This window comes from Streptococcus sp. 27098_8_69 (assembly GCF_041432445.1).
Lineage (GTDB): Bacteria > Bacillota > Bacilli > Lactobacillales > Streptococcaceae > Streptococcus.
Genome location: NZ_JAPVZO010000009.1, coordinates 71,811 through 78,052 on the forward strand (window position 1 = coordinate 71,811; position 6,242 = coordinate 78,052).

8 protein-coding genes are annotated in these 6,242 nt (G+C 42.6%); 2 read left to right on the top strand and 6 right to left on the bottom strand.

The annotated features are described in order from the left end of the window. Window positions 1–21: 21 nt before the first annotated feature. The 6 genes from O3658_RS04815 to O3658_RS04840 all read right to left on the bottom strand — a co-directional run bounded on the left by O3658_RS04815 (window position 22) and on the right by O3658_RS04840 (window position 3,934). Entirely contained in the window at window positions 22–243 is a 222-nt protein-coding gene (locus O3658_RS04815; RefSeq protein ID WP_371559663.1) for a hypothetical protein, read from the bottom strand. 282 nt (window positions 244–525) lie between these two features. Continuing rightward, complete coding sequence (locus O3658_RS04820; RefSeq protein WP_371559655.1) at window positions 526–1,389, bottom strand: XRE/MutR family transcriptional regulator; 864 nt, start codon at window positions 1,387–1,389, stop codon at window positions 526–528. A gap of 110 nt (window positions 1,390–1,499) precedes the next feature. Continuing rightward, complete coding sequence (tsaD, locus tag O3658_RS04825) at window positions 1,500–2,510, bottom strand: tRNA (adenosine(37)-N6)-threonylcarbamoyltransferase complex transferase subunit TsaD (protein ID WP_371559657.1); 1,011 nt, start codon at window positions 2,508–2,510, stop codon at window positions 1,500–1,502. Then, the gene (gene rimI / locus O3658_RS04830) at window positions 2,500–2,937 is read right to left on the bottom strand and encodes a ribosomal protein S18-alanine N-acetyltransferase (protein WP_371559658.1); all 438 of its coding nucleotides are present in this window, start codon (window positions 2,935–2,937) and stop codon (window positions 2,500–2,502) included. The genes tsaD and rimI overlap by 11 nt, the downstream gene beginning before the upstream one ends. Beyond that, window positions 2,934–3,617: a tRNA (adenosine(37)-N6)-threonylcarbamoyltransferase complex dimerization subunit type 1 TsaB gene (tsaB, locus tag O3658_RS04835; RefSeq protein ID WP_371559660.1), complete on the bottom strand. Its 684-nt coding sequence runs from the start codon at window positions 3,615–3,617 to the stop codon at window positions 2,934–2,936. Before tsaB ends, rimI begins: the two co-directional genes overlap by 4 nt. Before the next feature lie 110 nt (window positions 3,618–3,727). Further along, window positions 3,728–3,934 carry a hypothetical protein gene (locus O3658_RS04840; RefSeq protein ID WP_000487063.1) on the bottom strand — a complete coding sequence of 69 codons (207 nt, stop codon included), beginning with the start codon at window positions 3,932–3,934 and terminating at the stop codon, window positions 3,728–3,730. Window positions 3,935–4,333: 399 nt separating this feature from the next. Between O3658_RS04840 and O3658_RS04845 the strand changes: the two genes are divergently transcribed. Beyond that, the gene (locus tag O3658_RS04845) at window positions 4,334–4,567 is read left to right on the top strand and encodes a DNA-dependent RNA polymerase subunit epsilon (protein ID WP_000639587.1); all 234 of its coding nucleotides are present in this window, start codon (window positions 4,334–4,336) and stop codon (window positions 4,565–4,567) included. 1 nt (window position 4,568) lies between these two features. Then, on the top strand, window positions 4,569–6,242 hold a 1,674-nt coding region (rnjA, locus tag O3658_RS04850; RefSeq protein ID WP_371559661.1), incomplete at its 3' end, for a ribonuclease J1.

Here is a 6,242-nt window from a genome sequence, read left to right on the forward strand (position 1 = left end):
ATTACTTCCTATATTATTTTATCAACGACGTCTTAACCACTCACCTGTTGGCTCTACAGCCCAATCAAAAGCACCACGATGAGGACTCATCCCTTGATTTCCCCAACCAGGGTAAATTCCTGCAACACCCCAACCTGTACCGCCTCTAACACCTGGGACAATATTGACAATATCTCCTCCGCTAACTGCTTGCAATTCTGCCTCTGTCAATTCCATTGTTTCTGCAAATTGTAAATTCAACATCATTTACACTCCTTCAATTATTTTACTTGTAAACCACTTCTGCGACCTAGGATTTGCTTCAGGTGCTTTACAAGAACAGTATAGCACGGAAAGTAGGCAATTTTATAAAATCGCATATTTGATATTTTTTCTGATGGAAATTTCACATTTGCGATTTTTATGGATTTGACTTTTTCACTGATATAATGTAGTTACCATTACGTAGGAGGGCATGAAATGAAGAAACAAATCATAACATTATTGACAATCGTTGCTGAGATTATTATCTTTTTGCATCTTTAACTAATCGATAAGTGCTTTGTATTGCTGTAAGCGTAGTTCAAAAAGGGCTGTTAATTGTGGGTTTTCTAATATTTGCAGAGATTGGATAAAGTGTTCAATCTCTTTTTGATTGCTTCCCTTGGTCTGAAGGAAAACACTCAATTTCTTTAAAAATTGCCATGATACTTTCTCAAAAACATCATAGGGGCGAAGCATACTCTCCAACTCAGCTTCAAAGATTGGGATGTAAGAGAAAAGTTTGCGCTCCATGAGCTCTGAGATGATATTGAGATAGCCACTTTTCATATACAGTCGATTGTGCACTAACTCTTTAAATTCCTTGGATTTTTCAAGCAAAGAGGTAGATAAAAAGATCAGATCTTGATTGCTCAAAAAAGGCATAGTATTGCAAAAGATATAGAGTTCAAACCAGGTCCAAGACTCGATAGCATAAAGGTAGGTGGTCAAAAACTCACGATCCTCCTCTGCTAGTCGGTAGCTTTTATCCAGTGAATGGATAGCATCTTTAATCACGATGGCATTCAAACGACGATAAGTCTGCGCCATCTGTTCTTGCTCGACTTCCTTCAACAATTGCTCTAAGCCAGCTATATCTTGATGAGCAAAACGATCCACAATCCTTCTGCCAATTCGCATATGTGGAGATTCTTGGTAGTTGTTGAGCTTGTGCCCAAACTCATCAAAGGTCACATTTATCCCTTGGATAGCTAGGATCAGCTTATCTGCAGACAGCATGGACTGCCCTAGTTCGAACTTGGATAGCTGAGAGGCCGTTAGTCCAGCACAAGCCACATCTGACTGCTTGAGCTTTCTAGCCAGGCGCAATTCCTTGTAAAATTCTCCTATTTCCTGTTTTTCAATCATAGGCAAGCTCCCTTTTTAAAATTCCCTTTACTATTCTATTCGTAAAAACTTTTACTTTTTTAACATATTATAAAATATTTTAGCAAAAAAGCCAGCTTCAAGCTGACTTTTTATTCCATAGTATCAAAAGCGAGACTTGGTTTGGCATTTAGCTCCAAGCCTGCAAAGTTTTCTTTGTTCCACTCGCTAACGCTGGCGTAGGCAATCATGCCTGCATTGTCTCCGCAGAGGCGCAGAGGTGGAATGATGACCTTAACATCAGTGATTTCAGCCGCCAAACGTTCTCTAAGACCTTTATTGGCCGCTACACCACCAGCCACGACTAGAGTTTTAACAGGGTATTTCTCTAAGGCTTTTTTAGTTTTTGCCATGAGAATATCCATAACTGCTGCTTGGAAGGACGCACACAAGTCCTCTGTTGACAAGCTCTCTCCCTTTTGCTCGGCATTGTGGTGAAGATTGATAAAGGCAGATTTCAAACCTGAGAATGAAAACTCCAGATTGTCTTCCTTGATCATGGCACGTGGGAAATCATAAACATCCTGCCCCTGATGAGCTAACTCGTCAATCTCCCGACCTGCTGGATAGGTCAAGCCCATGACACGACCGACCTTGTCATAGGCTTCACCAACCGCATCATCACGAGTTTCACCAACAATCTTATAATCACCAGCCTCAGAAACATAGACCAACTCTGTGTGTCCACCGCTGACTAATAGAGCTAGTAAGGGGAATTCCAAAGGCTCCACACTTTGAGCTGCCATGAGGTGGCCAGCCATGTGATTAACGGGAATCAGCGGAAGTCCATGTGCCCAAGCAAAGGCCTTAGCAGCTGACAAACCAACTAGCAAGGCTCCAACCAAGCCCGGTCCGTAAGTAACCGCAACAGCTGTTACATCTTCTTCTGTAATCCCTGCTTCTGCCAGCGCCTCCTCGATACAGGCTGTAATGACCTCGACGTGGTGACGACTGGCTACTTCTGGCACTACGCCACCAAAACGTTTGTGACTCTCAATTTGACTAGCAATGACATTGGATAAGAGCTCGTCATCGTTTTTCAAGACGGCAACACTAGTCTCATCACAAGATGTCTCAAATGCTAAAATATATCTATCCTTCATCTATTTCTCTCTTCATGATAATGGCGTCCTCGACTGGATCATGGTAATAGGCCTTTCGCTCAGCGATGACTGCCATCTTTTCTTTCTTATAAAATGCCTGTGCTCGTTGATTTGACTTTCTGACTTCGAGGAAAATCTCCTTATCTGTCGGTAATTGAGCAAACAAGGCTGACGCAATTCCCTGACCCTGATAGGCTTTTTTGACAGCGATTTGCAGGACTTCTGCTTCAAAGTTATTTTCCTGAACAGCTAAAAATCCAATCACTTCTTCCCCATCATAAGCTAGAGCATACCAGGTCTGGTCTTGGGACAGGTCTGCTTGGATTTGTTCCAAAGTCCAAGGACTGACTGGATAAACAGCTGCCATAACAGCATAGATGGCTTGAGCCAAGTCAGGTTGCTGTTGGATTCGTTTGATTTCTATCATAGGCGTTTAATGTAGGACCCACCAGACTCAGTGTGATTCTTGAGCCAGTTTTCCTCAGCCTCGACACGTTTGAGGTAATTCGGCACGAAGTCGTGCAAGGAGTCTGCTTCCTTGTCCCAGGCCCAGAGGGCTAGGTTAGCCGCATTTGGCAAGGTTTCTTGGTAGTTGGCTTGTGGCAATTGCTCTTTGATTTGTTCCACAAAGGCTCCCACTTCACCGACAAAAGTGACTTGTTCAGCATCCTTGACTTGCTCTAAAACTTCCGCAAAAGACAAGTGGGCTTCGGGAAGGACAGGTTGGGCATTTTCATAAAATCCTGCATAAACATTGTTGCGACGCGCATCCATCAAAGGAACAACCAAACCTTCCTGCCGGCTCGGTACCAGAGCTAAAAGGCTAGACATCCCCACTAACTCAATGTTCAGGGTATGAGCCAAGGTTTTGGCAGTTGCTACCGCGATTCGCAGACCTGTATAGCTACCAGGTCCTTCTGCCACAACGATTCGATCCAAATCCTTGGGTGTCCAATCTAGGCTGACCATCAAAAAATCAATGGCTGGCATAAGGGTAATACTGTGATTTTTTTTGATATTGATTGTCGTCTCTGCAAGAAGCTGCTTGTCCTCTAAAATAGCAAGAGAAAGAGCCTTGCTGGACGTATCAAAAGCTAATACTTTCATAACACATTCCTATCTTTTTGTCTGTTTACTATTATACTACAAAAGCCGACACATGGGAATTTTCTTTGTTTTGAAACAAAATTGTCCTGCCAAACAGACAGGACAAGTACTTAAGCATTCAAACCAAAGTAAAATACAAGCCAGACCACATAGGTTACAAGAAGGAGGAAAATAGAATACAGTGTTACAAAGAGAATTTTCCAGTGTATAGCTGTTTTTCTATGTTCCAACCGAACAAATAGTAGATTGCCACCGTAAACACAAGCAACAAAAACAGCAAATATCAAGAGACGAATCGCGATAGCTAGTTGAAACATAGAGAGCCTCCTTTCTCCAATTCTAAAGGCAAATATTTCAAAATCATCATCTAACGAAAAGGAGCCCAAGCAGTTGTAGCAGTATGTAGAATTTCCATCCAAATAGGTGAAACACAAAATTAAGCATAGCTAGTCCTCCTTAATCAAGAAAAACCTCTTTTCTAACTTTATTATAGCACTTGCATCTGATGTCTTCAAATACTTTTACAAGGTATAATGAAACCCATTTCAAGCTCCTTACTTTCATATTTCCTGCTTTTACTAATTCCCCTTTTTATGTTATAATTGAGATAATTGTAACGAATCAAGGTCAATAAAGACAAAAAATGAACTGGAATCAAACTAGCTTCAAACTGAGCATTTTTGAATATAGCTGACCTGAAAGCAGAAAGGAAACATATGATTTACAAAGTTTTTTATCAAGAAACAAAAGAACGCAGCCCACGTCGTGAAACAACACGCTCACTATACTTAGACATCGATGCTAGTTCAGAACTTGAAGGACGTATCGCTGCTCGCCAACTTGTCGAAGAAAATCGTCCAGAATATAATATCGAGTATATCGAACTCTTGTCTGACAAATTGCTAGACTACGAAAAAGAAACTGGCGCATTCGAAATTACGGAGTTCTAATATGGCCTACACTCTTAAACCAGAAGAAGTCGGCGTTTTTGCCATTGGTGGTCTAGGAGAAATCGGAAAAAACACATATGGTATCGAATACCAAGACGAAATTATCATCGTTGATGCAGGGATTAAATTCCCTGAGGATGACCTACTTGGTATCGACTACGTTATCCCTGATTACTCTTATATTGTAGAAAATATCGACCGCGTCAAGGCTCTCTTGATTACACACGGACACGAGGACCATATCGGAGGGATTCCTTTCTTGCTCAAGCAAGCAAACATCCCTATCTATGCTGGTCCACTGGCCCTTGCCTTAATCCGTGGAAAACTCGAAGAGCATGGACTTTTGCGCAATGCTACACTTCACGAAATCAACCACAACACGGAGTTGACCTTTAAAAACCTTAAAGCAACTTTCTTTAGAACTACTCACTCTATCCCAGAACCATTGGGAATCGTCATCCATACCCCTCAAGGGAAAATCGTTTGTACGGGAGACTTCAAGTTTGACTTTACACCAGTTGGTGAACCTGCAGACTTGCACCGTATGGCAGCCCTAGGTGAAGATGGAGTGCTTTGCTTACTCTCTGACTCGACCAATGCTGAAGTGCCAACCTTTACAAACTCTGAAAAGGTTGTCGGCCAGTCAATCATGAAGATTATCCAAGGCATCGAAGGACGTATCATCTTTGCATCCTTTGCCTCAAATATCTTCCGTCTCCAGCAAGCAACGGAAGCCGCTGTCAAGACTGGGCGTAAGATCGCTGTCTTTGGTCGCTCTATGGAAAAGGCCATTGTCAACGGAATCGAGCTTGGCTACATCAAAGCTCCTAAGGGAACCTTTATCGAACCAAATGAAATCAAAGACTATCCTGCGGGTGAGGTTCTGATTCTCTGTACAGGTAGTCAGGGCGAGCCCATGGCAGCCCTCTCTCGTATCGCTAACGGAACTCACCGTCAAGTGCAACTCCAACCTGGCGATACTGTTATCTTCTCATCTAGTCCAATTCCAGGAAACACCACTAGCGTTAACAAATTGATTAACATCATTTCTGAAGCTGGTGTTGAAGTAATCCATGGTAAGATTAACAACATCCATACATCTGGACACGGTGGTCAGCAAGAGCAAAAACTTATGCTCCGCTTGATTAAGCCAAAATACTTCATGCCTGTTCACGGTGAATACCGCATGCAGAAAGTTCACGCTGGGCTAGCGGTGGATACTGGCGTAGAGAAGGACAATATCTTTATCATGAGCAATGGTGATGTGCTTGCCCTCACTGCAAATTCTGCCCGCATCGCTGGTCATTTCAACGCTCAGGATATCTATGTCGATGGAAATCGTATCGGTGAAATCGGCGCTGCTGTCCTCAAAGATCGTCGTGATTTATCTGAAGACGGTGTCGTTCTAGCTGTCGCAACCGTTGACTTCAAGTCTCAGATGATTCTATCTGGACCAGATATTCTCAGCCGTGGATTTGTCTACATGAGAGAGTCTGGCGACTTGATTCGCCAAAGCCAACGTATCCTTTTCAATGCTATTCGTATCGCATTGAAAAACAAAGATGCCAGCATCCAATCTGTCAATGGCGCCATCGTAAACGCTATTCGACCATTCCTTTATGAAAATACCGAACGTGAACCAATTATCATTCCGATGATTCTCACACCAGATGAA